Source organism: Shewanella sp. GutCb (assembly GCF_002836135.1).
Classification (GTDB): Bacteria; Pseudomonadota; Gammaproteobacteria; order Enterobacterales; family Shewanellaceae; genus Shewanella.
The window spans coordinates 202,422-228,206 of sequence record NZ_PJBL01000025.1 but is presented as its reverse complement, the minus strand read 5'-3'; the positions used below and the strand labels follow the sequence as shown (position 1 = coordinate 228,206).

Genomic DNA, 25,785 nt, shown 5'->3' with positions numbered 1-25,785 from the left:
CGAATTACCCTTTGTTTTTTATCTGTTGAGAATTAGCAAACTGCTCAAAAATACTCGAAAAATCGCGTTTACCGTGACCGTGACGTGCATGGTTCACATAAAGACTGCGCGCTAAAGCTCCCATTGGCGTGCTTGAATTTGATAACAAAGCCGCTTCTTGAGAAAGTCCCAAATCCTTCACCATCAAGTCGACCATAAAGCCACCTTGATAATCGTTTGAAGACGGTACCGATTCCATAACACCCGGGCAAGGATTATATTTATCTAATGTCCAATTACCACCACTACTGACTTTCATTATATCTGAAAGCACTTTAGGGTCGAGTCCATGGTCAACGCCCATCTGTAAAGATTCAGATGTGGCTACCATCAACACTGAGAGCAGCATATTATTACAAATCTTAGCGACTTGCCCAGCACCTGGGCCACCAGCATGGAATATATTGCCTCCCATAGCATTCAGTGCATCCTGCGCGCGCGAAAATGCGTTATCACTGCCGCCACAAATAAAGGTCAGCGTGCCTGCTGCTGCGCCTGCGGTGCCGCCCGAGACTGGCGCATCGATAAACTCTAGACCCTTGTCTGTAGCATGCTTTGCCACAAAACGTGCACTGTCGGCATCGATGGTCGAGCAATCAATGAGTAATGTCCCTTTTGCAACCACATCCACGATACCTTTATTATCGGCATCGCCAATGTAGAGGCTACGAACATGTTTGCCCGCTGGCAACATAGTCACCACAATGTCTGCGCTAGCGGCTGCGCCACACGCGCTGGTTGCCGTTAGTGCGCCTTGTTCGGCTAGCGCTTGCATTGCAGCGGGAACCAAATCAAACACTTTAACGGTGAAGCCCGCTTTAATCAGATTAACGGCCATTGGGCCGCCCATGTTTCCTAAACCAATAAATGCAACAGTACTCATCTTTTGCTCCTGTGCACTTTGACAAGTGCGATAACGTATCCGTGTAAACCAGTCGTATTATTTAAAGCATAGCGCTTAAAGGATGCTGACTTTCATCCCAAGGGGAGATCATCAGTGATGACACAAAATCGCTCGGTATTGAAGCCACATCGCTAAATAACCATTTAGGGTCTCTATCTTTATCAATCAGTAACGCGCGCACACCTTCAGCAAAATCAGCGCGAGCACAGCAATTAACACTCAAACCTAATTCAAACTTAAACACCTCAGCTAAACTCATCTGAGTGCCAAGTTGTGACTGTTTGTGCACCAACGCCAGGCTGATAGCGCTACCGGCCAACATCACTTTGCAGGCTTTAGCTAACCAAGGCTGCGCCTGTTTAAGTGTGTCATCTAATGCACTTACCCGCTCAACGATGGCTGTTAACTCGCCGTCCATTAAGTCATCAATCAGTACTTGATGTATTTCAAGCTGACTGGGTGCCAGCGGCGTCTCGCAGTCAAGTTGCATGTCATCGATAAGCGCATGCAGCATTTCATGGTTAAACGCTTTATCGTCTGCCCATGCAAGCGTTGCCATTGCATCAAACAGTAACTCTTTGTCATCGCGATTTAAGTAGTGATTACCGATGCCAACATAGTGTGCATCAGCACCATTCATGTTGTATGCGGTCATCCCCAAAAACAGCCCTGCTTTACCTGGCATACGATTGAGGAAATAACTGCCGCCAACATCAGGGTATAAACCAATAGTGACTTCTGGCATCGCGATACGCGAATGCTCGGTCACGACGCGGTGGCTTGCGCCCGCCATGAGGCCAAGTCCACCGCCCATCACAATGCCATCGCCCCAGACCAATACCGGTTTAGCAAAAGTATGTAACAGATAATCTAACTGGTACTCTTGCTTAAAAAAATCCGTGGCTTGGGCAGTCACTTCACCTGGCGTGGCTAACGCGGCATGATAAATAGCGCGTACATCGCCACCCGCACAGAACGCTTTTTCGCCTGCGCCATCTAACACCACAGCGACGATATTGTTGTCACTGCGCCATGCTGTTAACTGGCTGGTTAACGCCTGCACCATCTCAATATTAAGCGCGTTAAGGGCTTTTTCGATATTAAGTGTTGCTACGCCAATGTGTTTGCCTGATGCGGTGCCCAACGTTTGGAACACCACACTGTTGCTGTTTTCGTTTGTCGTCGTTGCCATTAGCCGTTCTTCCAAACTGCTTTACGCTTATTTAAAAAGGCACTTACGCCCTCGGTTTGATCTTCTGTATCAAACAGGTTAGCAAACTCTTCACGTTCTAGCGGTAATGCTTGCGTTCTTGGCATAGTGCGGCCCGCTTGGATCAAGCGTTTACAAGCAGCAACACTGCTAGGGCTTTGGTTCGCCACTCGCTCTGCCAGTGCCATTGCGGCATTAAAGCTCGTGCCTGTGGCAACCACCTCTTCTACCAGACCTATCGCTTCAGCTTTAGCGGATTTAATACGCTCACCGCATAGGATCATCCGCTTAGTCCAGCCTTCACCCACTAATGCGGTTAAGTTTTGGGTGCCACCCGCACAAGGAAGTAGACCCACCGTTGCTTCTGGTAATGCCAATTGCGCTTGCTCTTCGCAAATACGAAGATCACAGGCTAACGCCACTTCAAGACCGCCACCCATCGCGTAGCCATTGATGGCGGCTATTGATACGCCGCGAAAGGCACTTAACGCCTCAAATGCTTCACCAAAATAACGTGCCATATCTGCTGCATTATTTTTATTACCATCGGCAAATAACTTTAAATCTGCACCTGCGGAAAAGAACTTGTCTCCTTCACCAGTAATCACCAGTGCGTAAACAGCTTTGTTATCATTGAGTTTGAGCACTTTTGCTTTAAGTTCTTGTAAGCTTTCTGCAGTCCATGTATTCGCTGGCGGGTTGTTCATGCTAATAACCGCGGTATGGCCGACGATTTTCTCTAATAGTAGTGACATGGAAACTCCTGTTAAATTATCTTAAATCTGTGATGAAACGGTTTTCAAATAAGCGGCTTATAAAATCGCGCCGGCGTTTTCATCCAATAAACGACGAGAAATAATCAAACGCATAATTTCGTTGGTGCCCTCTAAGATCTGGTGCACACGCACATCACGGACATAACGCTCTAGCGGGTATTCACGGATATAACCATAACCACCGTGGATCTGCAGCGCTGCATCACACACCTGAAAACCGATATCGGTAGCAAAACGTTTTGCCATGGCGCAATACGCGGTTGCTTCAGGATCTTGCTGATCCAGTTTAAATGCCGCCAAACGCACTAATTGTCTGGCCGCCACTAACTCTGTTGCCATATCGGCTAACTTAAACTGCAGTGCTTGAAAGGTCGCTAAAGGCTTACCAAACTGTTTGCGCTCATTCATATATTGGGTGGCACGTTCAAGCGCCGCTTGTGCAGTACCAATCGAACAAGTGGCAATATTAATACGGCCGCCATCAAGTCCTTTCATTGCGAACGTAAAACCTTGGCCCTCTTCACCGAGCAAATTGCTCATGGGTACGCGAACATTGTCAAAAGTAATTTGACGTGTGGGCTGCGCGTTCCAGCCCATTTTATCTTCCGCTTTACCGTAGATAACACCCTCAGCGTCCGCAGGAATAGCGATAGCAGAGATCCCTTTTGGACCCGCTTCGCCTGTACGGCACATCACGATTAGCAGCTCTGTTGCGCCCGCTCCTGAAATAAACACTTTAGAGCCGGAAATAAGATAGTCATCACCATCACGCACCGCTTTGGTTTGCAGTGAAGCAGCGTCGCTGCCTGCGCCTGGCTCTGTTAAACAGTATGACGCTAGATTTTGACCGGTAGTCAATGATTCAGACCATTCGCTGCGCAGCGCTTCTGAGCCAAAGCTGGTGACCATCCAAGTGGCCATATTGTGAATCGTCAACATGGCTGTGGTAGCGGTACATCCCATGGAGAGTTGTTCAAAAATAATGGAAGAGTCTAAACGAGATAAGCCCATGCCCCCTTCAGATTCAGGTGAATACAAAGAGCAAAAACCCAGCTCACCGGCTTTTTGAATAACATCTTTTGGAAAGTGGTGTTCGGCATCCCATTGAGCCGCAAAAGGCGCGAGCTCTTCTTTTGAAAATTGAGCGGCTAAGTCGGCGAATTGGCGTTGATCGTCATTCAGATTGAAATCCATCGGGTGCTCCTGTTGTACTGTCGAGTGCCTCAATATTTTAGCGCTAGCTAGTCACTCTAGGGTGGTCAGCGCTAACAAGGCTGTGGGTCTTTGCATGCGTTTATCGCTGCCGACCTCTATTCGTTATTTGAGCGGGTGCGGTGCTAGCCCCACCCTCATTAAAGCTCATTGCCATCTAACGGTGTTAGATGGCAATCTCTGGCATTACTTAAGCTCAATCGTCATATTGGGTGCTGATGCAACCGCAATATCAGACTCAAACCAACGTGCTGTAATGGTTTTAGTTTCAGTGTAGAAACGCACTGCTTGCTTACCGTATGCATGTTGGTCACCATAGAAACTGCCCTTCCAGCCAGTAAATGAGAAGAAAGGTAGCGGCACTGGAATTGGCACGTTAATACCGACCTGACCCACTTCAATTTCATGCTGGTATTTACGGGCTGCGGCGCCACTGGCAGTGAAGATTGCGGTACCATTTCCGTAGGGGCTACCGTTAACAATCTCAATAGCTTGTTCCAATGATTCGGCATTCATACAACACAGTACCGGACCAAAAATCTCTTCTTTATAGACGCTCATTTCTGTGGTGACTTTGTCGAACATGGTTGGGCCAACCCAGTTACCCGACTCATAGCCCTCAACCGTAAAGTCTGTACCATCGAGTAAGCAGTCAGCGCCCTCTTTAATACCTTGTGCAATGAGGCTCACCACGCGTTGCTTAGCCGCAGGGCTAATGACTGGTCCGTATGCCGCCTCTTTGTCATCCCAAAGACCGGGTTTAACTTTTGCAATCGCTGCTTTAAGTTCAGGGATCCACTCTTTTGCAGCGCCAACAAAAATCGCGACAGACAACGCCATGCAACGTTGACCTGCAGCGCCAACCGATGCGCCCACCAAGTTATTGATCACTTGCTGCTTATTAGCATCAGGCATAATCACGCAGTGGTTTTTAGCCCCTGCAAAAGCTTGGACACGCTTAAGGTTATCGGTACCAGTCTTATAGATGTATTGACCCACATTAACGGAGCCGACAAAAGAGATGGCTTTAATGTCTGGATGACGCAAGACAATATCCACTGCCGTTTTGTCACCATGGACTAGCTGTATAACGCCTTTTGGCGCACCGGCTTCGACAAACAACTCAATAAGGCGTTGCGGTGTCATTGGATCTTGCTCTGACGGCTTAAGCACAAAGGTGTTACCGCAAGCAACGGCAAGTGGGAACATCCATAACGGGATCATCGCAGGGAAGTTAAACGGTGTAATGCCCGCACAAACCCCAAGAGGTTGGATGTAGCTATAAGTGTCGATTGAACGCGCCACGTTTTCAACCGTTTCGCCCATCATCATCGACGCGATAGTACATGCGTGCTCTGCCACTTCGATACCACGCCAAACATCACCCTTGGCATCATCAAATGTCTTACCCGTCTCTTGTGCCAGAATGGTGGCGATCTCATCATGATGCTCTTTTAGCAAGTGCTGATACCTAAGCATCACGCGTGCACGCTCAGAAACAGGCACCTCTTTCCAAGTTTTGAATGCTTTTTTTGCGCTGGCAATTGCCGTTTCAACTTCGCTTGGTAGCGCAGCGTTAACGACGGCAATGGTTTCGTTATTAGCGGGGTTTGTGACGGCTATCTGTTGCTCGCCATTACCTAAGATCCATTCGCCATCGATGTAGTGCTTAACTTGAATAGTCATATCGCTTCCTAAATTTTCATCAACTATCATTGGTAGTGATGAGCAAAATGATGATTTAAGCGCGGCCATTATTATTTTATGTTGCGGAACATCACTGATGTATACCGCTGGCTCACACTTAAATCGAGTCTTGTTGATTACTGTCTATCTATCACTTAATGAATAATTTATAACTCAATTGCCATCGCAGTGGCTTCGCCGCCGCCAATACATAAAGACGCAACACCTTTGTTAAGACCGCGCGCTCTAAGTGCATGGATTAGCGTTACCAGCAAACGTGCTCCAGAGCAGCCGATAGGGTGACCTAAAGCGCATGCACCGCCGTTGACGTTGACCTTTTCAATATCAAGTCCAAGTTCAGACACTGCCAACATGGTGACCATGGCAAACGCTTCGTTTATCTCGAATAGATCAACCTCTTCCTTACTCCAGCTTACTTTTTCTAGCAGCTTGTTCATCGCACTTACTGGCGCCGTAGTAAACATTGATGGCTCTTGAGCATGGGTTGTATGGCCTTTGATCGTTGCCATCACGTCAAGCCCGAGCTCAGTTGCCTGTGCACGTGTCATTAGCATCAATGCTGCGGCACCATCTGAAATTGAACTTGAGTTTGCGGCAGTAATAGTGCCGTCTTTAGCAAATGCAGGGCGTAGTGTCGGTATTTTGTCTGGACGAGCATTACCTGGCTGTTCATCAGTATCTACCACGATATCGCCGCGACGGTTTTCCACAGTCACGGGGGTGATTTCCGCTTCAAAAGCACCGGCATTAATGGCGACATTCGCTTTTTCCAGTGAACTCAGGGCAAAGTCATCCATCTGCTCGCGGGTCAATTTGAAATCATCAGCGGTATTTTGAGCAAAAGTACCCATAGCGCCACCGGTATAAGCGTCTTCTAAACCATCAAGGAACATGTGGTCTAACACTTTGCCATGGCCCATTCGCATACCGCTACGGGCTTTGTCGAGTAGATATGGCGCTTGGCTCATATTTTCCATACCGCCCGCAATGACGATGTTGGCACTGCCGGCTTTAATTAAGTCGTGAGCAAGCATTACGGTTTTCATACCTGAACCACAAACTTTATTGACTGTTGTTGCGGCGACAGAAAGCGGCAAGTCAGCTCCCAAAGTGGCTTGACGGGCAGGCGCTTGACCAAGACCTGCAGGCAATACGCAGCCCATGAGTACTTCATCTACCAGATCAGCATTTAAGCCACTGTGCTGTATTAACCCTTTAATCGCAGTCGCTGCAAGTTTTGGAGAAGCGACGCTTGAAAGTGCACCTTGAAATCCACCCATAGGGGTGCGCTTAGCGGCAACAATAACGATGTCTTGGTTTGACAGTTCTGAACTCATATATACTCCAGTAATACTTTAAGGCTTGTTTTTTGTGCTCGGTCAGCGATGTACTTCAATGGTATAAGGAGACTTTATCTACGCTATTACAGCGACTTACCTTAAGGTGATTCGCTCGGTATAAATACCGCAGTGCCGTAAAACCGCTAACCCATTAAATGTGATCTCGCTCAACATTTTCACACTGTGACGTTTACGCGAACGTAAAGCAAGCCAAGTTAGCCAAACATCTACCAAAGTATAAGGTTGAGATGTCACTTAAAATTTACACAAAGCAGAGCGAGGTAGGGAGCAAAGGGATTAATACTGGCGACAAAGCGTAACGGCGGATAATAGTCGGTGATGATGTTTATCAAAGTCGTAAAATTAAGACTTAAACTTGCCTTATGACCTCTCTACGCTAGCCTATTATTAGGTCATTTTATTATGCAATAAAACGTGACATGACCTTAATGGCTAAAATAACAATCGATTAAGAGTAACGACAGCTCAATCAAAAAAGAGAGGTATTCCTATGAGAAATGTATTTTTGATGAGTTTTATCGCGTTATCATTGTGTGCTTGTATCGCTGTAGGCGCTGCAACATTAGGCGCTGTTACCTATTATAAAAGCGCAAAACATGAAGTTGCCACGGTTAATATTAATGCGACACCGGACAATATTTACCGAGTCGCATTACAAACCATCAAGAGTAATTCGTTGTTGAAAATGGTGTCTCAAGACGAGAATGTTCATTTAATTGAGTTAACTAAAGGTGACCTTAGCGCCAGCCTTAAAGTTTCAAGGATTGATCCACAGGTTTCGCAGTTGCTTATCACCTCTGAAGTAAATGCAGACCAAAGTACTCGACTGGTATTAGACGGTGTATTTAAAATTTGCCAACAGTTAAAAGTGGATTGCACCTTAGTGGTGGATGGCAGTTAATTCCCAGTAATATAAACCGCGCCTTTAGTCTTTAGACTCCAAAGGGGTAATGCCAATCATATCGTCCAAATTGTAAGGCGTTAACTGATAAACATAATAGTTTAGCCAGTTGCTGACTAACAAACTGCCATGGCTATGCCAGCGTGCAATAGGCTGTTGACTAGCATCGTCATTGGGAAAGTAGTTCTGCGGTACCTCAGGTGATAATCCTTGCGACAAGTCTCTAGCGTACTCATCTTTTAATGTCGATTTTTGATACTCTGGGTGACCCATGACAAACAAATTACGGCTATTTTTGCTGAGTACCATATACGCGCCCGCTTGCTCTGACTCTGTTAATACCTGCAACTCTGGATGCTCACGCAGTTGTTCTACATTCATCTCAGCAAATCGAGAATGTGGCGCGTAAAATTCGTCATCAAAGCCACGCAACAATGGAAAATGTTCACTGGTACGCTTATGGACAAAGACCCCTGCACGCTTAGATTTTAGCAGTGTGCGATTGAGTCCAAACAGGTGATAGAGTGCTGCATGAGCCGCCCAGCATAAAAACAGTACCGAGGTGACATGCTGCTGTGACCAGTCAATAATCTCTCGTATGTGATCCCAATATGAGACGTCTTCAAATTCAACCTGACCTAACGGCGCCCCAGTAATGATAAGACCATCATAATTTTTATTTCGTACCTGCTCAAAATCGCGGTAGAAATTATTCATGTGATCAATTGAGGTATGCTTTGACTCTTTGTCATGAATACGCAGCAGATCTACATCAACTTGCAGCGGCGTATTGCCCAATAAACGCAGTAATTGGGTTTCAGTTTCAATCTTGTTTGGCATCAGATTGAGAATAAGCACTTTCATTGGTCGTATGTCCTGATTCGCAGCGCGCGTTTCAGACATAACAAATATATTTTCAGACTCCAAGATCTCTGCCGCTGGCAGATTGTCAGGGATTTTAACCGGCATACAGCGCCTCTTATTCAATGAGAGTAATAACAGAAAGAGGCGCTTGTAACACTAGCTAACTAGTTAATTTAGCGCGCTACTTTCTGTAGCAAAACTGACATAGGCTCGGCAGAGTCTAAATCAATTCTATAAGCTTGTTCGTTGATAAACATAAGTTTATCGTTAAGGCTGATACGAGCCCCAACCGTATAAGTGTGCCCTGCCTCAAACTGATCTCGGTTGATCAAAAACTGAAAAGGCGTAGGCGTACTGATATCACTGCGTTCAAATTCTGCTATCACAACTGCAGGTGCATCCATTAACGACACGTCTTGCACTTTAATGCTGATAACAGCTTCAGCTGGTAATGCTATACGCTCTTTGTACCAAACCTCTCCTTGGATCTCTACCACGGCATTTGAGGTCGCACAGCCCGATAATAATCCCGCTGCGACAACAAAAGATAATAAAGGCTTAAAGCAGTTTTTCATGTTAACACTCCTAATAATACATTAAGACTTCTAGAAGTCTATATGTCCGAACTTGAAATTTATATCACTTTACCATTAATATCACTGTTATTAGCTCGTGATCCTCTATTTCGTTTGGCTGAACTCAGCATCCTTGTCACAGCAACAAACAATTAATCTTGTTCTAATACACTTATGTTCCTATGATAAGTGACCTATTTGAAGTCGAATACTTATATGACACAAGCAACTGCAATAATTGTGGGCGCAAGCTCATTGCTCAGCCGTGAAATAGCAAAACAGCTTGCTGACGATGGTGTAGAGCTCGCCTTATTAGCACAAGATCCACAATCTCTTATTGAGTTTAGCCAATCGCTTCCGACTAAGTCTGAAGTATTTCCACTGCAAATAGATGATCCTCAAGCTATTATTTCAACTCTTACCGCAGTTTGGCACTCTCTAGGCGGTGCTCATCTTGTACTGGTCAATACTGGCTTAAATAGCTACGATCCTGAACTGCCTTGGCAGCCTGAGCAAGATATCATCACCGTTAATGTGCAAGGCTTTTCAGCTATATGCAATACAGCCTTTAGGCTATTTCGCGATCAAGGTTATGGCCAATTAGCGGCAATTAACTCGATTGCAGGCCTAAGAGGCGGACCAAACGTTGCCTATCATGCGTCTAAAAGTTACGCTGAGAACTACTTCGAAGGGTTGAGCATGCATGCTCAGCGACTAAAGCTACCCATTACCCTTACCGACATCCAACTGGGTCTGCTCGATAAAGCTGCCTTGCAGCAAAGCCGTATTTGGCTTTCTCCCCCTGCTGAGGTTGCCAGCCAGGTCATTAAAGCGATGAAAGCCGGTAAACGTAAAGTCTATGTCACTAAGCGCTGGCGCCTCGTGGCATGGCTGACCAAATTGCTACCTGAGTTCGTTTACAATACGCGCCATTGGAAAACCAAAGAACAAAAGCAAGCAGAAAAAGCCGCTAAAAAAGAGTAGTCGAGTCACGGGAAGTTCCGTTAATCGATAAAAAAAGGAGCCTGAAGGCTCCTTTTTTTAAGGGGTAAATCCAAGTCAATCTGCTGACTAGAAGGTATAACCTATGCTGACCATGTAAACCCATGGATCAATGTCAGTTTCAATTTTAACCGCGTCAGCACCTAAGTTAAATTTAACGTCAGTGCTAATTTTCGCATACCAAACCGAAGCGTTCACTAACCAGCTTTTATTGATTTGATAATCGATACCCACTTGGCCAGCAAGACCCCAAGAGCTAGTCATGCTTAGATTGGTTAATGCACCGTCTAAGTCATTGGTAAATTCATTATCGTAAAAGTTGGTGTAGTTAACACCTAAACCAATATAAGGACGTAACTTAGACTCGGCATTTCCAAAATAGTACTGTGCCACAAGTGTTGGCGGTAGCTGCTTAGTTTCCGCAATTTTACCTACGCCTTCAAGCGACACATCATGGCTAAAAGGCGTTGCTGCCAATAATTCAATACCAATATTATCGGTGATCATATAGCCAAAGTTCAAACCTAGTTGAGTGTTACTGCTGACAGCAAACTCACCAAAAGTAGCTACATTTTCGCTAGATTCATTTGGCGCTACGACTGCAACACCTGCTCGTATAATAATATCACCAGCTTGGTGTGCTAGTGCAGAAGAGGTAAAACCGGTAGTCAATAGGGCTGTAGCAATCAATCCAGAAACGATATTTTTGTTCATCATATTACTCCATCAATACAACATGAGCTGCTGTTTTTATTATCAATATCCATACATTTGCGTGTACCCTGCCAGAATAATCGAGCCACGAATTTGATCTAGATCAACGCCGCGGCTGAATACCCAATTAGTGGTACCACCAAGTGATCCGGATCACGCTTTTATAAGATACATTGAAGTTGCAGCTTATAGTTGTGTGACAAAAGACCACTTAGACCGTATATCGCACGAACTAACGCAACCGTTTGGATTAACAATTAATTAACCTTTGAATATTATAATAAGTGATAGATATTGAACCATTGATAAAGGTATTAGGCAGTGAATAGGTACTTAATGATGACACTGTTTTTCATTAGTTTTATGCAGATAATTAGGGGTAGATATTAGCGGTAGCCATTAGTGTTAGTCGTTATAGGTAAGCAACTGTTGCAATTATGGCTTGATTTCAACATTCGCACTCATTCACTGACCACTTGCAGTAGAGGATAATCTTGTAACCAGTGTTTGTTATCCACTCGATGTTGGAAGAGTTGCTTAGATTTTTTAGGATTATGGGTTAACGTCAATTGAAATAATCTTTGGCTACAAAAAGGTGTCACGACTTGCAGCGCTAATGGTAAAGACGCTATTGATACGACTGTATTTTCCGCCATTGTCTGATTGATAGTCACGGCAATAGCCGTTTCTTTTTCTGGCCAAAAACTCATCGCATCTAAACAAGAGGTATAAGCTTGGTCATTATTATTAAGGTGCATTCGAGCTTGATTCTTAACCGACCAAGGGTAGTCGGGTGCAAGCGCACGTAACTGCTCTTCATAATCACGGTCTTGGCTCGCACAGAGATTGTTGGCATCAAAGTAGATAAGGTCAATATCGTTAAGCGGTCTAGGGGCAGTCCCATGCAGCTTGTCCCAAACGAGATTGCGCACAAAACCTGCAGCTAACATCCATTGCGGTAAATGCAGTTTTTCCGCCATCAATAGGGCTTGGTAGCGGTATTTATCCTCGCTAAGCCATTGAGCAATTTGCTGGCTCGGCTCAATCATGGCAAAAGCCTTTTATCATTCAGAGTGAATCCACTTAACACGCTAGCTGTTCAACTATCATCATAATAAAAGGAGCCTAAGCTCCTTTTATTAAATAATCAGTATTATGACTTAGGCGCGGGCACAGCTTTCATCAGTACTTCGGTGGTGAACTTATCATTGCTAATGACAGGGAAGCGATCATAGGTTTGGAAAATAACTTGGTTATTGAATTGGATCATTGCTACCACCCCATAATGAATTGAATCATCAATAGACTCCTCGGGTAACAAGAACTTAAACGGGACTGGCGCCCTTACAATGTTAAAGCTCTTCTGTGCAACAATAACCCCTGGAGTGTCTAAATCGATGATAGCGATCGTAATAGAGCATCCCTCTGGCAACGCTATTTTTTCCAGATATCCTGCGGCACCATTAACCATCACAGGGGGCGCTTCTGTTACTGTTACACATGCGGTTAGTGTTAATAAACACAGTAAAATGGTCCATTTCTTTAATGCTGAAATCATCTTTTTATCCTGAATATTTATCTTTAAAATAGCCTAAATTACGCTTTTTTAGTGGTCATGCGGATCAGGCCTTCTTGGGTAGCGGAAGCCACCAATTGCCCTTGTTGATTAAAAAACTGACCCGTTACAAAACCACGTCCACCACTGGCATTGGGACTCTCAATGCTATAAAGCAGCCACTGACTTAAATCGAACGGACGGTGGAACCACATCGCATGATCGATAGTTGCCATACGCATACCAGGGGTGAGAAATGACACGCCGTGGGGTTGAGCTGCCGTGACCAAGAAATTAAAGTCAGATGCATAAGCCAGCAAATAATCATGTACGCACAGATTCTCTGGTACTTTGCCATTCGCTCTAACCCAAACATGACGTACAGGCTCAGTGGCTTTGCCTGCTAACGGATTGCTAGGATTAACTAAGCGCATCTCGATAGGGGTATCTGCCATAAACTTTTCTAACACATTAGCTGGCACTTTATCTTGCAGCGTCATGGCCAGTTCTTGCTGATTAAGCAAGCCTTCTGGTCCTGGCACATCAGGCATAACGGCTTGATGCTCATAACCCTCTTCATGGGCCTGAAATGAGCACGTCATATAAAATATCGGCCGGCCTTTTTGAATCGCTTTGACACGTCGAGCACTGAAACTGCCGCCATCACGCATATTCTCTACGTCATAGACAATGGGCAATGTCTCATCACCAGCACGTAAGAAATAGGAGTGCAATGAATGCACTTTTCGATCGGGAGAGACGGTTTGTTTAGCGGCGCTTAGGGCTTGGCCCATCACTTGCCCACCAAATACATGGCCAAATCCTATATCTTGGCTTTGTCCGCGGAATAACCCCTCTTCAATTTGCTCTAAAGAAAGTAAGGCGAGTAGTTCATCTAATACTTGACTCATTGGAACCTAAAATGTTGCTACCATTATTGGCTAGCTTAACCCAAGACCCCTGCGCTCGCCAGCTTTACTCTATGTCGATATTACGTTGTTCTGCCGAGGCTTTTGCCCATGCTAACACCTGTGCTTCACCCGATGAACGCCCTCTATAAGGCTTAGAACGGTAGATCTCACTCCAGCGGCTATGAATAATTTCTGGTGTACACTGTTCTGCTGTAAACCGGCTTGCTGCAAATTCAACAACTTCCGCGTGACTGATCCCCCCTGCAGCAGCAAAGAGGTGTTTTCCTGAAGGACACTCGGAACTGCATAGATAGAGCATCGCAGATAGGACCGTGGTCTTGGAAAAAAGCGGTCTAACCGCTGGAGCAAGGTGCTCAGCTGTCATTTGAGTGACAGCATGTGGCGTAATCGTGTTAACGGCAATCCCAAACTCTTCGCCTTCTAGGTGCAGGCTATTGACCAGCCCAATCAACGCCATTTTGCTGGCGCTGAAGCTAGACTCGTACATATCGCCAAATATTGAACTGGCACACGTCATAATCACTCGGCCATAGCCGCTGCGCTTCATACACGGCCATACTGCTTTAGTCATGTTAAAACTGCCATGTACATCGACATCAAACTGACGTTTCCATGTCGCTTCGCTTAAGTGTTCAAACGGACATGAGTGATGTATGCCTGCATTGTTGATTAAAATATCGACTCGCCCCCAAGTTGACAGCACTTCATCAACCATCTGTTGCACCACTGAAGAGTCACTGACGTCTAAGCAAAACACTTGCGCCTCGCCCCCCAGCGCTGTAATAGCGGCAGCGCAACTGCGCAGCCCTGAGTCTTTAGTCGTTAATGCTTCATTGTCTATAATCACAACCCGCGCGCCACGCTCTGCTAACGCTATAGCATAAGCTCGCCCTAAGCCTGAAGCTGCACCAGTAACAATGGCAACTTGCTCTTCAAAACGCATATCCCTAGACCCTCAAACGTTATATTTAAGTTTTAGGTGGTGACTTCCCTGTAACACAATCAACAGCTCCAAGTACTCACAACCTATATATCGATACTGCTATTCAAGCTCGAAGCTCAATATTGCATACAATACTCATCGGAGGGTGTGCGCTAGATCTAAAATTTTAAACCGCTCTGCTCACCTAAGCCTCAAGTTAACGATAATGTTAACTTCGCCGCCATTAGCGACAGAAAATCCACTTTTTAGACGCTGTTAATTTTGCTATGCTATGAGGCCAGCACTCCTTTGTTACGTCGTAATCCTGCGATATATCTCTCTGTAAAGTAATTATAAATAATGAATCCATGGATCCTAGCAATACGCCCTCGTACCTTACCTGCGGCGATTGGGCCATTATTGGTCGGTAATGTTTTAGCACTGCAACTTGAACAATTCAGTGGGTTCATCGCTGTCACTTCGATGATCTGTGCCGTGTTATTGCAAGTTGCTGTTAACCTAGCCAATGACTATTTTGACTTCAAAAGTGGTGTCGATACTGCAGAACGTGTAGGGCCTATTCGAGTGACACAAAGTGGGTTGTTAAGCCCCACAGCGGTGCGTAATGCCATGCTCTTATCCCTTGCGTTAGCCCTCATTGTGGGCTCATTTTTAATCGCCCACGGTGGATGGCCTATTGCCCTGCTCGCGGCGGCAGCGGTTTTAGGTGCATTAGGCTATAGCGGCGGCCCTTACCCGCTAGCCTCACATGGGCTAGGCGAAATCGCTGCATTTGTCTTTTTTGGACTTGTTGCAGTGGTCGGTAGCTACTTTCTGCAAGCCAATACAACCAGTACTAGTGCATGGTTACTCGGCTCGGCTATCGGTTTTCTTAATGCAGCTATTATGCTGGTCAACAACACCCGAGACATGGATACCGATATAAAAGCGGGTAAGAAAACACTCGCTGTGCGCATCGGCTTAGCGCAAGCACGGATTTTTTATCAAAGTTTAGTCTACTTACCTTTTGCCATTATTATTACAGGGTATTTGATGGGAGCACTCGCGGGTTTACCCGTGCTGCTTGCCGGTCTTGGATTTATCTTGGCGCGTAATCTGTGCCGTGATTTTAATGAAGTCACTGGCGCTGCGCTAAACCCTTTACTAGGGCGCACAGCTAAACTCACCATGATTTTTAGTGGTTTGTTTAGCATAGGCCTCATTATTGATTTGCTCTTCTAACCACTGTCTCGTCGTAAAAAAGCCAGCTTATCTAAGCTGGCTTTTTTAACGAACACAATCTCAAGTTAATCAGTAATTGATATCTAATTAACTACTCGTAGCCATGACGACTCACTTCAGACCAATTCTCATCCACTTCCTCTTTGATAAATTTCTTCTTCGCTTCAGTCAGCTTGTCAAGCTCAATGCCTACCGCAGCATGGGCCGATGCTTTCGAGCTAATATCAGGGTAGCTAATACTCTTTACATCAAACTTGTTGAGAATTTCAGCTAACGAAGTACGCGCATATTTAACTTGTTTAAGGGCAGTATCAAGCAGTGCATTACCCTCTTCTGGGTTATGGGCATATAATCCATGAGATGCCATAGCAAAATCCCAGCGCCATTGAGAGTGGCGAATAGCCATGATGGCGTCATTCATTAGAGGCCAAGTTGCACCAGCATCCCACGCCGCACCAGCTTCGTAGTGCGCTTTAACCAATAACCCTTCAACTTCACGCGCCTTGGCGTTAATCGTTGCCTTGTTCTTTGCCAGTGAGCTAATGATTTTTTGCTCACTCTTATGGCAGTTTTGACAAACTTGGTCAAAATGTTCCAATGCCTTACCCACTTTATGACTGGTAAAGGTATTGCCTTGCTCATCTTTGGTTTCAGGCATATGACAAGTAATGCATGTAACACCCGCCTCAGCATGTTTACTGCGACTCCAGTGTTCAAACTCTGGATGACGGGCTTTTAAGATGGGTGTTTGAGAAATAGGATGGATCCATTCATAGAAACGGCGAGTATCGTAATATTTCTCTATATCATCAGCACTATTGCCAAAAATCCAGGGGATATTAACTTTGTTACTGCGTTCTGGCTGAAAGTAGTAAGTCACATGGCACTGGCCACACACTTGAGCACCTTTCATATTGTCATTTTGTTTGTCAAAAGGAAGATGAACTTTCGCCATAGCATCTTGTGCATGCGGGCGCGGTAACGCCAACTCTGCTTTACCGTCGACATGACAATCGGTGCAATACACAACGCTGTTTATTTCAGTACCAAGCTCGGTAAAGTTTTTGGCTGAATAACCTTCGATACCGAGTTCATTCATTAATCGCGGTGCATCTGGCGTTTTACAAGTCCAACAACTTGCAGACAAGCCTTTTTCACCCGCTTTGGGTGGCACACCCGTACGCAAAGTATGAGTCACATCCGCCACGGCAAAATGGTGGCCTCGCGGGCTATGGTACTCTTTGGCAAACGATGAACCGGCCCACAAAATGATGGCTGCTGGATAGCTGGCCAACATATCTTCACGCTCTGTTTGCTCTGAAGTTTCTAGCCAGCTTTGATATTGAACTGGAAACTTCTCTTTTAAGTTTGCATCGCGCGCAGCTTGCTCTTTTGCTGCAACACTGGGCTCTGACGCCAGTGCTAAACTCGCAACGCTGGTCAAGGATATAAACAAAAAAGCACAGACCACTTTACCTAACATTTTTACACTCATCTAATTCTCTACTTACCTTAATTAATATTTGAAATTACATTTATAAATAACACTAAAAATAACAACGCCTAGCCTGGACGACCATCAACTCTTGGTTTTGATAGTATCGAAGCATAATTGACGACAAACATTGCAAACGCTAAAGACCAAAATGCGCCAGCCAACCACAACCATAATTGATAATGCTCAGGTGAAATGATTGGCATTAAAGATCTTAATACCGCAGCAATTGGGATACATAAGAAGGCAACCGTCATATTTGGGCCTTGGTAGATATTTCGGCTAGTGTGGCCAAGCGAAACTCTTGAAATCATCGACAGGCAAATGCCCGCTAATGTACCGATACCAAATAGGTGTATCAAATGATGGTACGCCATGGTGTCGTGAATTTTTGCTGCGAGCGCCAACAAGGCTATCGGCAAAAATAGGTACGCAATGTGTAATGACCACAACATAGGTTCTTTAAGGGTTTTATGTGGAAACCAACGTAACCAACGAATAAGGTGTAACACTGCAGCGATAAGTAAAAGCGCTTGCTCAACAGCCACTGGTAGCACTTTACTCATCGCTTGAATAACTAATACAACCATAGCCACAATAAGGCTTTTTTCAATCAAGGCGATTGGCGTGGGTTTAGTTTGCTTAATTCTTATTGCCGTAAAGAACGGAATAACCCGACCGCCAACAATAGTGATCAGTAGCCCTAACCACCATATCATTGCTTGCCAGATCTGTAGGCTAAGTGAAAAGTCTCTCGTGCTTAGCGCATAATAACTAAGCAGGTTTATCGATAAAGCGGCCACCAGCATGATTGGAAAACCAATATTTTGCCATTGTTTCACTTTATAGATGCAACGCCAAAGTTTTAACGCTGTGAGCCCTAAAAATAATGAGTCAAATATTGCCGGCAGCCAAAGTGGAATAGAAACTGGCAACAGCAACATGATTCTTGCTATCAACCAACAGCCAAAGGTCAACGCCAACGCCCAACCTTTCATCCCCGGTTGGTTAGTCCACGTCTGTACTGACGTCAACAAAAAGCCACACACAATGGCAAGTGCAAAGCCAAACAACATCTCATGCGGATGCCACCAAAGCGGCACCACTTTAACCCAAAAGTCTGTTTGGAATAGGCTATGTTCTGGGAAAAACCATGTCAGTAGCCAAAGCGGTACAAACAACATGGCAACCAAAGCGCCGCCTAGAAAAAAAGGTCTAAAACCTAGCCTAAACAAGGCGGGAATTTTTTCTGTCGCTGCTGGGTCGTCAATATTTAACATCGTTTTGCTTTACCTTAAAAATGCATTTTACATATACCTTATGTAATACCTTTAGTGTATCGACCAACAAATTCGATAACAATTGATATCCATGTTGTTTTTTACTTCTGTGAACTCTGTAGTTATCCCTCTGATTTTATTATTCCTTTAGAGGTATTCATTGGATGTTAATAAACATTAAATGAGTAACTACCAGACTGAACCTTGCTTTACCCGAGAACCACTAACAAGTGATCCTCTGTAACTTTTGATTTTTATTAAAATATCGACTAGTAAAACTCGATAATGCAGCGTAAAAGACCAAATCAGCCTTTCTGTTGAGCCACCCTCCTGCAAATATTAGTCTAAACTAGGAGCAGCAGTTCATATACAAGGATGTATTATGTTAATTCTAACCCGCTCAGTGAACAGTGCGATTATTCTCAGCAATATCTACGATGAATATGGCAACTCTTTAGGCGAAATAGAGATCAATATTTTTAAAGATAACCGCATAGGTGTTAAAGCAGATAAATCAATTGATATCATTCGTGCCGAAACCCTAGAAACAGAACGAAACTTAGGCATATAGCCATCTCTAATAAAGCTCAATTCAATAGCACGCTTATCCACGGACAGGCGTAATAAAAATGACCTAAGTATCAATCTACATTCAAAGTTTGTTAATGCTTCTAGTTCTCTGTGCTAAATTAAATAACAGATAGTTAGGATGATTAAATTGGACAAATAATGGTTGATGCTGCAAAAAAGATCCTCGTACTTTACGCCCACCCCTCTCAAGAGCGTTCTGAGATAAATAAACCACTATTTCGTGCCACTCAACAACAGGAACATGTCACCGCAGTTGATCTATATGCCGAATATCCCACATTTAGGATTAACATCGACAAAGAGCAACAACGACTCCGAGATCACGATGTTATCGTATTCATGTTTCCACTGTATTGGTACTCTACGCCCGCGATTTTGAAAGAGTGGCAAGATCTCGTACTTGAATACAACTTTGCTTATGGTGCAAACGGTAATGCCCTTGAGGGGAAAACATTTTTGTGTGCCATTAGCGCGGGAGGTAGTGAAACTGCTTATCAGGCAGATGGTTATAACCATTTTACCTTAAGGGAATTACTCCATCCGCTAGAACAAACAGCGAGCCTCACAGGGATGACTTACCTCGCCCCTTTTGCCCTTTTTTGTGCCCGCAGTGCTTTTGACGAAAACCGCGTACATTCACATATCGAAGATTGGCTGAGAATCTTATCCGCATTAAGCAATAATACCTTAGATATAGCGCTCGCAAAGTCACTCGAAAAACTAAATGAAAATCTCAATATTTTGATAAGGGACTGATAATGACCGCTTATTTTATACAAGCTTTTATCTACCTAGCGGCCGCCGTTATTGCCGTCCCGCTCGCTAAGCGGTTAGGTTTGGGGTCGGTATTAGGATATTTAATTGCCGGAGTCGTCATTGGACCCATAGCGGGTTTAGTGGGCAATGAAACAAGTACCTTGCAACACTTTGCTGAGTTTGGCGTGGTGATGATGCTATTTTTAGTCGGTTTAGAGCTTGAACCCCGCATGTTGTGGAATATGCGTCATAAACTCATCGGCTTAGGCGGTCTTCAAGTTGGACTATCTACATTGGTGGTTATGGGCATTGCATTTGCTTTCGGCTTTAATTGGAGTATTGCACTTACTATCGGTATGATTTTTTCACTGTCATCAACCGCGATCGTGCTGCAAACCTTTAATGAAAAGAACCTAACCAAAACAGAAGGCGGTAAAAACGCATTCTCTGTACTGCTATTTCAAGATATCGCTGTCATTCCTATGTTGGCGCTAATTCCACTGCTAGCGCTGCCAGAACTCATAGAAAAGGCACAGTCAGCCGCAGCCACCGCGGCAGAACATCATGAACAGATGTCTTTGGTCGCTGGCCTACCGGGTTGGGCGTATGGCATTGTTGTTTTAAGCGCTATCGCTATTGTGGTTGTCGGCGGCAATTACTTAAGCCGGCCATTGTTTCGATACGTTGCCAGTTCTAACTTGCGGGAGATTTTTACTGCGACAGCATTAATGTTGGTCATAGGTATTGCGGCGTTAATGAGCCTTGTTGGATTATCTCCCGCTTTAGGTACCTTCTTGGCCGGCGTCGTATTGGCCAACAGTGAATTTAGACATGAACTTGAGTCCGTCATCGAACCTTTTAAAGGTTTATTGCTCGGCCTGTTTTTTATCACTGTAGGGGCGGGTATCGACTTTGATGTACTGGCCAGCAATATTGGCCCAGTAATGGCGATGACTTTAGGTGTTATTCTCATTAAAGCAACGGTATTGCTGTTACTGGCAATGATCTTTAAGATCAAAAATAGCGACCGCTGGTTATTTGCATTAAGCCTTGCACAAGCTGGTGAATTTGGTTTCGTACTTCTGAGCTATACCGTACAAAACCATGTCATTCCGGTTGATTTAGCCCAAATACTGTCTCTAGTGGTAGCTATATCGATGTTCCTCACGCCTGGACTCTTTATTTTGTTTGATAAAGTCATTTTGCCTCGCTACGAGCAAACAGAAAACATGCGAGAGCCTGATGTTATCGATGAGAAAGGGACGGTCATCATTGCGGGGGTTGGTCGATTTGGTCAGATAGTGAATCGCCTTTTAGTGACTAATGGCTTTAAAACCGTGGTGCTTGATCATGAGGCTCAACAAGTTGAAAACCTCAGAAAGATTAATACCAAGAGTTTTTATGGTGATGCAACTCAACCCGACTTGTTGCATACCGCGGGTATAGCAGAAGCCAAGATGTTGGTGATTGCCATTGATAATCCAGACCGAGCGGTTGAACTCACCGAATACATCAAACATACCTACCCTAACGTAATTATCCTTGCCAGGGCGTTTGATAGAAGTAACCTCTATCGACTGCGTAAAGCGGGTGCCGACTTTATGGTGAGTGAGACCTTCCATTCAGCCCTACAACTGGGTAAACACGCATTAACTCACCTTGGGGTTCACCCTTTTAAAGCTGAACAACAACGCGCGATATTTTTTGAAACTGAAATGGCCCACAAAGACACCCTTTACGAATCATGGAAGCAGGTCACTGGTGATGATAAACACCTAGTCCATTACCGAGACATGTTTATTCAATTGGAAGAGACATTAAGCGCTGCGATGAAAGATGAGCGCTACCGTAGCTTTTCGAAAATGGAACGTGGCTGGACGCCACCGCCTAAAGAAAATCATACCGCTTTTTCAAAATCAGAAGCTGACTAGACATAGCGCTGCTTAGGCATTTTTGCAACTAAGCAGTTGCCCTATCTTGTGTCGTTTTTTGAGTGTTTAATCAAAAGTGTAAGACATAAAAAAGCCCCCGCGCTAATCATTTTTAGCAGCGGGGGCGTTATACTTTAAATCGGCAAAGTTACGTTAAGTTCATCTCTTGAACTTTTTCATGAGCAATCTCAGGAGTAGTAACAACAGGCTTTGAATGTAGATCAGCCTTTAGTTGGCCTTTACGATGCTTTAGTGCCGCATCGAGTTTTCTAGCTGCGCTGGTTATCGCTGGGTACATAATGGTATCGCTACCCGACGATGATATTCGACTTCCCTCATAATTGGTTCTAATTTCAACCTGGAATTCGCTATGCTCTTTAGAAATAATAATATCGAGTGCGATCAGGGTTGGAAAATGACTCTCTATCTTCGAAAACTTCTCTTGGACATGCTGCTTAACAACATCAGTAACATCAACGTGGTGACCAGAAAGATTTATTTTCATAGGTTTTCCTTTTTACAATGACTTCTACCTAATACACTTGGGGTTAGCGCTTTAAATTACAAGCTTTATTAATAAAAATTTATCTAATTAATTGCTCATAAAAAACACATAAACCGCTGTAGCCCAGTATCCATCAGTAAAGTCAAAAAAATAATATTTTCAGTTTTTAATAAATTCGTCATCTAGCTATGGTTAAAACATATACTAACTGGGTAATAAGTGACTCACGCGCCAAAAAGCAATAAATCGCGTACTTGATTACCTTCTACAAATTTAGACAAAAAAACCAGCTTTAGCTGGGTTTTTATCACGCTTTTAGCAAAAAAATTAAAATATATTTTCTGGTTGTTATGACATCAATCACTTAGCGCGACATCTGCGCATTATTTTACCTTGTTCACATTAAACACTGGTGCTTTAGGATCTGGGCGCAATAGCGTAAATCAGCGCCTTTTGAGGCGAGAGTTTGTACCATATCGGGCGCCACATCCTCTTTATTTTCCGTCACCGCTAAGTCGATCGTAGACCACTCTCCTGTGGCAACTTTACACTTATTGTCACCGATATATTGACTACGGAGGTAAGGTGGCATCACTCACTATAATCACTTAATTTTTATCGTAAATAGTCTTTCACAATGAAATTTGATGGTTAGCTATAGGCAGATGATGCAGCATTTTTTGCGACACATATCCCAAGATTGTCACCTTTACAGTTAAATACGAATAAAAATAGTTATCAATTAAGTTTATTAATGTAAAATACAGCCCTATTTTATGAAGATTAGGCGCACGGTTAATGACGCCTAACATGTAGGTGTCTGTCTCAGTGGTCTCAATTAACTCTAATTTCAAGCATTTGATTAGCTTGCAGCTATTCAATATTACTTCGCGTGCTCTAGCCGCTATATTCGGTGGTTACCTCGTCGCTGCAACTGCATGTGGGCTATTTGCCATTATCATTCCACTCATCGCAGTTCAGAGCGCATTAACCGCTATGATGCTGTCATTTGCTGTTTATGCTGCTGCAATCATTTGGGTTTTTAGCGTTAAGCATCACCTATTAGCATGGCGAGATCTACTCGGGTTGAGCAGCCTTTTCTATCTGATTATTTTACTGGTAAGCTAACAATGAAAGAGAATTTTTTCCGCAGCATGACTTGGCTACATACTTGGGTTGGCTTGCTTGTATGTTGGGTGCTATTGCTAATATTTTTCGCGGGTACGATGAGCTATTATCGACATGACATTAGCCTGTGGACTAAGCCTGAGCTGCATCAAAACGTGATTCAAGATTATAATGCCAGCAAAGTTCAGTCTGAGCTGAGTAAGGCACAAGGCTATCTCAGTCAGCACGCGAACAATGCTCGCGAGTGGCGCATCAGCTTTCCGACAGATCGTAAACCTTACCTAAGTTACAGTTGGCAGACTCAGCCTGAAGCGGGACAGCGTCGCGGCAAATTCATTGAACATGCGGTGATGCAAGGACAAGATGAAGTCATAACCGATGTTCGTCAGTCAAAAGGCGGCAACTTTTTCTATCGATTGCATTTTGATCTGCATTACATGCCAGCAAAAATTGCTCGCTGGATTGTCGGGTTTTGTAGCATGTTTATGCTGATTGCGTTAATCAGCGGCATTGTCATTCATAAACGGATCTTCAAAGACTTCTTTAGCTTTAGACGTAACAAAGGCAGTCGCTCTTGGCTCGATGCTCATAATGTCAGTTCTGTACTCGCACTGCCTTATCACTTAATGATCACTTATACCGGGCTAGTGACGCTTATGGCAATGTACATGCCTTGGGCGGCTATCACAGCTTACGACGGTGATACTAAGGCTTTTCGTCAGGAGTTAAAAAACCGTCCAGCACAAGTAATACCACTGGGCGAATCCGCTAAAACTATTCAGTTAACCACCCTACTGCCACAAATTAATCAGTTATTTGACAACAAGCCTATTAGACAGATTGTAGTGACTAACCCCGGTGATAAAAACAGTCGAGTCAGCGTCTATAAAGATACCGGTGAGACGGTGACCGACAGAAGAGTAGCCACAATATTTAACGCGGTAGATGGTACTCTTTTGAATAAAGGGATTGAACCTGATTCTGCCGCTCAAAATACCCATGACACTTTAATAGCGCTGCATACCGGACGTTTTTCAGGGCCTGTATTACGTTTATTTTTCTTCATCTGTGGTGTGATGGGCTGTGCAATGATTGCGACTGGGACACTGCTTTGGGCAAATAAAATTCGCCAAAAACAGCATAAACAGATAAACCAAGGCGAGAAAGCCAGTTTTGGTCTGCGATTAGTCGAAGGGTTAAACCTGACTTTCATTGCAGGTTTACCGCTTGCAGCAAGTGTGTTTTTCTATGCTAACAGGCTGTTACCCATCGATATGATCAACCGTGCTCAATGGGAAGCTAATAGCTTTTTCATCGCCTTAACTATAATTGCTTTAGTCGCCTGCTTTAAGCGGACATTAGCGGTATGGCGTTATGTGTTGGCCTTATCGGGCTCTAGCTTGATTGCGATCCCGCTGCTCAATGCAATGACCTCAAATAGTGATCTGCTAAGAAATATTAACCAAGCACAATGGTCTTTAGTGGGTTTCGACATCATGTGCGTAGTGATAGGAGTTAGCATTTTGTTTGCTCGACGTAAGCTTTTGAGTCAGCAACTTAAACTGCCTACTGGTCGCCGCGCAGCGACTCGTTTGAAAGACCCTATTGTAATACAAACAACAGCCACTACTGGCAAAGAGGCTTAATAGATGATGTTAAGTTTATTGGGATTTAGTTACATCGCATTTGGCTTATTAGCGTTAGCCATGTTCTCTCACCATCGAGAAGTCTTAGGCAAAGCACCAAGCGATAAGCAAAGCCGCAGATTGTCTATCACAGGTTGGCTTGGACTGGCGCTCACTTATTGGGGTTGTACTCTTGACCAAGGTGTTGCTTATGGCAGCATTATCTATTTTGGTTTACTAGCCGCATCGGGGCTACTAGTGATTATGACACTGAGTTACCGCGCGAAATTTATGCCCTATGCTATGGCGTTAAGCGCGATATTTAGCACGACACTGTTTGTGATCCGCTAATTTCCCCGCCAGCTTAAGATCCATACTCCCAGCCAAGATAATTGGCTGGGTTTTACCTCTAAGACAAATTCTTGAGCCCTAAACACATCGTCTCTGTTCGCATAATCACTGAACAATCGGCCTTAAAGTTTCACCGCGAGTTAAACTAATGCCTTGTTATGGGATCAAAAAATTGCCTATCTTCTAACTGGTTCAGTTCACATTCAG

General features: G+C 44.3%; 26 protein-coding genes. 9 read left to right on the top strand and 17 right to left on the bottom strand.

All coding sequences use genetic code 11. The features are described 5' to 3' along the window. Window positions 1–4: 4 nt before the first annotated feature. The 6 genes from mmsB to CXF86_RS15280 form a co-directional block, all read right to left on the bottom strand. On the bottom strand, window positions 5–922 hold the full coding sequence (mmsB, locus tag CXF86_RS15305; RefSeq protein WP_102039413.1) for a 3-hydroxyisobutyrate dehydrogenase: 918 nt from the start codon (window positions 920–922) through the stop codon (window positions 5–7). Between the two features lie 61 nt (window positions 923–983). Continuing rightward, a complete protein-coding gene (locus CXF86_RS15300) occupies window positions 984–2,135 on the bottom strand; it encodes an enoyl-CoA hydratase/isomerase family protein (RefSeq protein ID WP_102039412.1) in 1,152 nt (383 codons plus the stop codon). Continuing rightward, window positions 2,135–2,908: an enoyl-CoA hydratase gene (locus CXF86_RS15295; RefSeq protein ID WP_101092267.1), complete on the bottom strand. Its 774-nt coding sequence runs from the start codon at window positions 2,906–2,908 to the stop codon at window positions 2,135–2,137. Before CXF86_RS15295 ends, CXF86_RS15300 begins: the two co-directional genes overlap by 1 nt. Before the next feature lie 57 nt (window positions 2,909–2,965). Next, window positions 2,966–4,123, bottom strand: a complete 1,158-nt coding sequence (locus CXF86_RS15290) for an acyl-CoA dehydrogenase family protein (RefSeq protein ID WP_101092268.1) — start codon at window positions 4,121–4,123, stop codon at window positions 2,966–2,968. A 204-nt stretch (window positions 4,124–4,327) separates the two neighbouring features. Next, the gene (locus CXF86_RS15285) at window positions 4,328–5,827 is read right to left on the bottom strand and encodes a CoA-acylating methylmalonate-semialdehyde dehydrogenase (RefSeq protein WP_102039411.1); all 1,500 of its coding nucleotides are present in this window, start codon (window positions 5,825–5,827) and stop codon (window positions 4,328–4,330) included. A gap of 167 nt (window positions 5,828–5,994) precedes the next feature. Continuing rightward, window positions 5,995–7,185 carry a thiolase family protein gene (locus CXF86_RS15280; RefSeq protein WP_102039410.1) on the bottom strand — a complete coding sequence of 397 codons (1,191 nt, stop codon included), beginning with the start codon at window positions 7,183–7,185 and terminating at the stop codon, window positions 5,995–5,997. Between the two features lie 514 nt (window positions 7,186–7,699). On the opposite strand from CXF86_RS15280, the gene CXF86_RS15275 reads away from it, so the two are divergent. Next, the gene (locus CXF86_RS15275) at window positions 7,700–8,110 is read left to right on the top strand and encodes a DUF3568 domain-containing protein (RefSeq protein WP_102039409.1); all 411 of its coding nucleotides are present in this window, start codon (window positions 7,700–7,702) and stop codon (window positions 8,108–8,110) included. 24 nt (window positions 8,111–8,134) lie between these two features. On the opposite strand, the gene metA is transcribed toward CXF86_RS15275, so the two are convergent. Continuing rightward, complete coding sequence (metA, locus tag CXF86_RS15270) at window positions 8,135–9,079, bottom strand: homoserine O-acetyltransferase MetA (protein WP_102039408.1); 945 nt, start codon at window positions 9,077–9,079, stop codon at window positions 8,135–8,137. Between the two features lie 68 nt (window positions 9,080–9,147). Then, window positions 9,148–9,549, bottom strand: coding sequence for a YbaY family lipoprotein (locus tag CXF86_RS15265; RefSeq protein WP_102039407.1), 402 nt, complete (start codon window positions 9,547–9,549; stop codon window positions 9,148–9,150). Window positions 9,550–9,765: 216 nt separating this feature from the next. Here CXF86_RS15265 and CXF86_RS15260 point away from each other — a divergent pair, with 216 nt between their 5' ends. Beyond that, entirely contained in the window at window positions 9,766–10,533 is a 768-nt protein-coding gene (locus CXF86_RS15260; RefSeq protein WP_102039406.1) for an SDR family NAD(P)-dependent oxidoreductase, read from the top strand. An 87-nt stretch (window positions 10,534–10,620) separates the two neighbouring features. On the opposite strand, the gene ompW is transcribed toward CXF86_RS15260, so the two are convergent. From ompW to CXF86_RS15235, 5 genes are all read right to left on the bottom strand, one after another. Continuing rightward, on the bottom strand, window positions 10,621–11,268 hold the full coding sequence (ompW, locus tag CXF86_RS15255) for an outer membrane protein OmpW (protein ID WP_180961081.1): 648 nt from the start codon (window positions 11,266–11,268) through the stop codon (window positions 10,621–10,623). Between the two features lie 458 nt (window positions 11,269–11,726). Beyond that, window positions 11,727–12,314: a nucleotidyltransferase family protein gene (locus tag CXF86_RS15250; protein WP_102039404.1), complete on the bottom strand. Its 588-nt coding sequence runs from the start codon at window positions 12,312–12,314 to the stop codon at window positions 11,727–11,729. A 104-nt stretch (window positions 12,315–12,418) separates the two neighbouring features. After that, on the bottom strand, window positions 12,419–12,823 hold the full coding sequence (locus CXF86_RS15245; RefSeq protein WP_102039403.1) for a YbaY family lipoprotein: 405 nt from the start codon (window positions 12,821–12,823) through the stop codon (window positions 12,419–12,421). A 38-nt stretch (window positions 12,824–12,861) separates the two neighbouring features. Then, a complete protein-coding gene (tesB, locus tag CXF86_RS15240) occupies window positions 12,862–13,731 on the bottom strand; it encodes an acyl-CoA thioesterase II (protein WP_102039402.1) in 870 nt (289 codons plus the stop codon). Window positions 13,732–13,795: 64 nt separating this feature from the next. Beyond that, on the bottom strand, window positions 13,796–14,695 hold the full coding sequence (locus tag CXF86_RS15235) for an SDR family NAD(P)-dependent oxidoreductase (protein WP_102039401.1): 900 nt from the start codon (window positions 14,693–14,695) through the stop codon (window positions 13,796–13,798). Window positions 14,696–15,034: 339 nt separating this feature from the next. Between CXF86_RS15235 and CXF86_RS15230 the strand changes: the two genes are divergently transcribed. Further along, entirely contained in the window at window positions 15,035–15,916 is an 882-nt protein-coding gene (locus tag CXF86_RS15230; protein WP_101092280.1) for a 1,4-dihydroxy-2-naphthoate polyprenyltransferase, read from the top strand. 91 nt (window positions 15,917–16,007) lie between these two features. On the opposite strand, the gene CXF86_RS15225 is transcribed toward CXF86_RS15230, so the two are convergent. Together CXF86_RS15225 and CXF86_RS15220 are read right to left on the bottom strand one after the other, a co-directional pair. Further along, a complete protein-coding gene (locus CXF86_RS15225; RefSeq protein WP_102039400.1) occupies window positions 16,008–17,411 on the bottom strand; it encodes an ammonia-forming cytochrome c nitrite reductase subunit c552 in 1,404 nt (467 codons plus the stop codon). A 68-nt stretch (window positions 17,412–17,479) separates the two neighbouring features. Further along, window positions 17,480–18,691, bottom strand: coding sequence for an NnrS family protein (locus CXF86_RS15220; RefSeq protein ID WP_102039399.1), 1,212 nt, complete (start codon window positions 18,689–18,691; stop codon window positions 17,480–17,482). A gap of 382 nt (window positions 18,692–19,073) precedes the next feature. On the opposite strand from CXF86_RS15220, the gene CXF86_RS15215 reads away from it, so the two are divergent. From CXF86_RS15215 to CXF86_RS15205, 3 genes are all read left to right on the top strand, one after another. Then, the gene (locus tag CXF86_RS15215) at window positions 19,074–19,262 is read left to right on the top strand and encodes a carbon storage regulator (RefSeq protein WP_101092283.1); all 189 of its coding nucleotides are present in this window, start codon (window positions 19,074–19,076) and stop codon (window positions 19,260–19,262) included. A gap of 158 nt (window positions 19,263–19,420) precedes the next feature. Next, a complete protein-coding gene (locus tag CXF86_RS15210) occupies window positions 19,421–20,038 on the top strand; it encodes an NAD(P)H-dependent oxidoreductase (RefSeq protein ID WP_102039398.1) in 618 nt (205 codons plus the stop codon). A 2-nt stretch (window positions 20,039–20,040) separates the two neighbouring features. Continuing rightward, complete coding sequence (locus CXF86_RS15205; protein ID WP_102039397.1) at window positions 20,041–21,969, top strand: monovalent cation:proton antiporter-2 (CPA2) family protein; 1,929 nt, start codon at window positions 20,041–20,043, stop codon at window positions 21,967–21,969. Window positions 21,970–22,117: 148 nt separating this feature from the next. On the opposite strand, the gene hpf is transcribed toward CXF86_RS15205, so the two are convergent. Together hpf and CXF86_RS15195 are read right to left on the bottom strand one after the other, a co-directional pair. Next, complete coding sequence (hpf, locus tag CXF86_RS15200; RefSeq protein WP_101092286.1) at window positions 22,118–22,474, bottom strand: ribosome hibernation-promoting factor, HPF/YfiA family; 357 nt, start codon at window positions 22,472–22,474, stop codon at window positions 22,118–22,120. 397 nt (window positions 22,475–22,871) lie between these two features. Then, complete coding sequence (locus tag CXF86_RS15195) at window positions 22,872–23,066, bottom strand: early set domain-containing protein (RefSeq protein WP_102039396.1); 195 nt, start codon at window positions 23,064–23,066, stop codon at window positions 22,872–22,874. A gap of 236 nt (window positions 23,067–23,302) precedes the next feature. On the opposite strand from CXF86_RS15195, the gene CXF86_RS15190 reads away from it, so the two are divergent. From CXF86_RS15190 to CXF86_RS15180, 3 genes are read left to right on the top strand one after another with little or no spacing between them, the layout of a single operon-like run. After that, a complete protein-coding gene (locus CXF86_RS15190) occupies window positions 23,303–23,602 on the top strand; it encodes a hypothetical protein (RefSeq protein WP_102039395.1) in 300 nt (99 codons plus the stop codon). Window positions 23,603–23,604: 2 nt separating this feature from the next. Then, window positions 23,605–25,248: a PepSY-associated TM helix domain-containing protein gene (locus tag CXF86_RS15185; protein ID WP_102039394.1), complete on the top strand. Its 1,644-nt coding sequence runs from the start codon at window positions 23,605–23,607 to the stop codon at window positions 25,246–25,248. A 3-nt stretch (window positions 25,249–25,251) separates the two neighbouring features. Continuing rightward, entirely contained in the window at window positions 25,252–25,578 is a 327-nt protein-coding gene (locus CXF86_RS15180; RefSeq protein ID WP_101092290.1) for a DUF3325 domain-containing protein, read from the top strand. Window positions 25,579–25,785: the final 207 nt, after the last annotated feature.